This is a genomic window from Rhizobium sp. P2_G9 (genome assembly GCF_056403475.1).
In genome coordinates this window covers 1-2,307 of sequence record NZ_JBFUFK010000116.1, presented here as the reverse complement: position 1 = coordinate 2,307, position 2,307 = coordinate 1, and the positions used below count along the sequence as shown (strand labels likewise).

Sequence of the window (2,307 nt, the reverse complement as noted above, 5' to 3'; positions counted from 1 at the left end):
CCGAAGTCGCCGCTTGGGAACACCGACGCAATCAAAGTGGAGCCCGCATCAAATGGATGTTCTCAACCGAGCAAGCCCGCGCCAAACTTGCCAAAGCATACCCAAACCCAATCGCCAAAGAGTCATAATCTCTGTGCAGAGGTACTAGTTTGACAATGAGAAGTCTGCGGCTCTCATCGGCCATTCTGGCAGTGACGCTATCATTTGCGCCTGCCGTGGCGCTTGCCCAATCCGCAGACATTCCCGCCGATTTGCAGAAGACCATCGTCACAATTGCCGTGTTCGCTGTTGCAATCTATTTCCTGCCAACGATCGTTGCGGCCTACCGTAGCCATCGAAATACGACAGCAATCTTTATCGTCAATCTCTTCTTCGGTTGGACGTTGATTGGCTTCGTTATTTGTTTGGCATGGGCGTTTGCATCGGCGCCAAAAATCGAGCTTGTGACAGTTGCGCCACCCGTCTCGGAGCCAGTAAAGCCCGTAAAAGATAGAACGGTAAAAGCAATATTCGGACCTGTCCCGATCGAGGTGGAAACGACTCCACCGATCGCAACGCCTGCGCAGTCGGTGCCGGAAAGAATATTGAAACTCAAAGAGTTATTGGATGCAGGGGCAATCACCCAGCCGGAATTCGAGCTTCTAAAGGCCGAGGCAATGAAAGGGCTCGCATGATCCGAGCGCCGCTAAGCAGGAAATATTCGAGCCCCAGAATTCTGTGATCAAAATTGATCGGCAGCAGGCTTTAATACTTAACTGGCTAATTAAATTGCAGCAAACCTCTTGACCCAAAAACGGTTAGTCGCTTCACGCAGGTTCCGCCCATGTTGCTGGAGCGAGGAAGGTTCGCACAAGTTTCTTACACGAGGTCTTTCGGCAGCCTAAAGCCGATCACTTGTGTGCCCCGCTCGCAATTACTTTTATCCAAAACGGGTTATCATTTACATATTTGTACTTTCGTAGATATTCCACTTGCCCTTCTTCTGAAATAAACTTTCCCCTTGCGGAAATTAATAAATTGGCGCATTGGACGCAGTCAAACAATGCAGCGTTATAAAGAGGGCTTGTTCCGCCGACCGTCTCATTCACGTCGGCTTTATACTTCAGCAGTATTTTCATAGCCAATATATCTCGATTGTTTACAGCGGCTTCAAGAGGCGTGTCGTCGTCTGGACCACGGCAATTCGGACTTTCTCCTGATTTCAGGATATTCTCTAAAACGTCGTCGGCTCCGGATGCAATTGCGTCCAACATCTCGATCGCATGTTCACAAGCACGGGCAGGTGAAGCTCCGAGCACCACGGCGAATAAGAAGGCATAGAATGTTGATCTCATCTGTGCTCGTAACCCCACTATGCTGACTCGGTAAAGGGATAAACTTCCGCATTGCCCATTCCGAGCTTTTCGAAAATCTCCTTTGCACGCCCTGACAAAACGAGAGTCCCATCGGCCATGATCCCTATGTCATCCCTGCCGGGCGTGCCGTAAGCCTTCAGCCAAAGGAATTCAGGAAGTGTTCTTGTCGGGTTCAAATCCTCAAAAAGCTCTGAGGTTGTTATTTTGGCTACATCCAGCGGGCCCCCGGTTAGACCATTTTGCTCGATTTCCTGTCCCGCCTCTGCTGTTACAAGAAACACCGGGAAGCTTTCAACGATGGCATCGCCAAGCCAATCGTCAAAATAATAATGAAGCTTTGAAATGATCGGAGGATGCGACGAGTGGTCGATTTCCGTATCTTCGCCCAAGCCTCCGGCGACCTCTGGTCTTATCACATAGTATTGCATTGGCTTCTCGCATAAGAAAAAATCAACCCGGCGGCTATAGCAGCAACGATGACTACCGAAGGGCGACTCCATTCAGCAAAAATAATTTAACTGTTGCAACTGCAAGTAACGCCGAAATCCCGCCTATTATCCCTCCATGAATCTTGGGAGATGATTTACGATTATACTTGGTAATTCCGCCCAATGCCGAAGAGAATAGAAATGTAAAGGCACCTACAATCAAGGCTTCCTTGAAATGTTGCATGTATATACTCCATCGGAAATCCCCCCAGCACTCGATTTGAGGGGGTGAACCATTAACATTATATCATCGCACTGAGCATAACAGCAGACGAATTTGAAGCCGTGTGGCAGCAAGGTTTGCGGCAGCGGGGTTAGCCCGAATATCTCACACTATGTTGGTGCATCGGGGCTGAGAATCTGAGAAAGTTGTTTTACCAGAACGACTTAACTCAGGTTCAAAGGAATCCCCGATGCCGGCAGAGTGTAGCGCAAAATCATTCGAATTTGCCAGCATTGAATCG

At 48.9% G+C, this 2,307-nt stretch carries 4 protein-coding genes and 1 pseudogene; 2 read left to right on the top strand and 3 right to left on the bottom strand.

Annotated features, from left to right (window positions below; genetic code table 11):
• Together AC1DYF_RS40190 and AC1DYF_RS40185 are read left to right on the top strand one after the other, a co-directional pair.
• Positions 1-128, top strand: a pseudogene (locus AC1DYF_RS40190) (IS630 family transposase); the annotation flags it as partial.
• A gap of 27 nt (positions 129-155) precedes the next feature.
• Entirely contained in the window at positions 156-674 is a 519-nt protein-coding gene (locus tag AC1DYF_RS40185) for a superinfection immunity protein (protein ID WP_477884506.1), read from the top strand.
• 216 nt (positions 675-890) lie between these two features.
• On the opposite strand, the gene AC1DYF_RS40180 is transcribed toward AC1DYF_RS40185, so the two are convergent.
• Genes AC1DYF_RS40180 through AC1DYF_RS40170 form a run of 3 tightly spaced genes read right to left on the bottom strand, consistent with a single transcriptional unit; the run spans position 891 to position 2,027 of the window.
• Positions 891-1,334, bottom strand: coding sequence for an ankyrin repeat domain-containing protein (locus AC1DYF_RS40180; RefSeq protein ID WP_477884504.1), 444 nt, complete (start codon positions 1,332-1,334; stop codon positions 891-893).
• 17 nt (positions 1,335-1,351) lie between these two features.
• On the bottom strand, positions 1,352-1,783 hold the full coding sequence (locus tag AC1DYF_RS40175) for a hypothetical protein (protein ID WP_477884503.1): 432 nt from the start codon (positions 1,781-1,783) through the stop codon (positions 1,352-1,354).
• Between the two features lie 52 nt (positions 1,784-1,835).
• Positions 1,836-2,027 (bottom strand): hypothetical protein, encoded by a 192-nt coding sequence (locus AC1DYF_RS40170; RefSeq protein ID WP_477884502.1) that lies wholly within the window; start codon positions 2,025-2,027, stop codon positions 1,836-1,838.
• Positions 2,028-2,307: the final 280 nt, after the last annotated feature.

Coding starts and splice junctions, on each gene's coding strand:
- AC1DYF_RS40185 (WP_477884506.1), top strand. CDS start 156: ATGAGAAGTCTGCGGCTCTCATCGGCCATTCTGGCAGTGACGCTATCA.
- AC1DYF_RS40180 (WP_477884504.1), bottom strand. CDS start 1,334: ATGAGATCAACATTCTATGCCTTCTTATTCGCCGTGGTGCTCGGAGCT.
- AC1DYF_RS40175 (WP_477884503.1), bottom strand. CDS start 1,783: ATGCAATACTATGTGATAAGACCAGAGGTCGCCGGAGGCTTGGGCGAA.
- AC1DYF_RS40170 (WP_477884502.1), bottom strand. CDS start 2,027: ATGCAACATTTCAAGGAAGCCTTGATTGTAGGTGCCTTTACATTTCTA.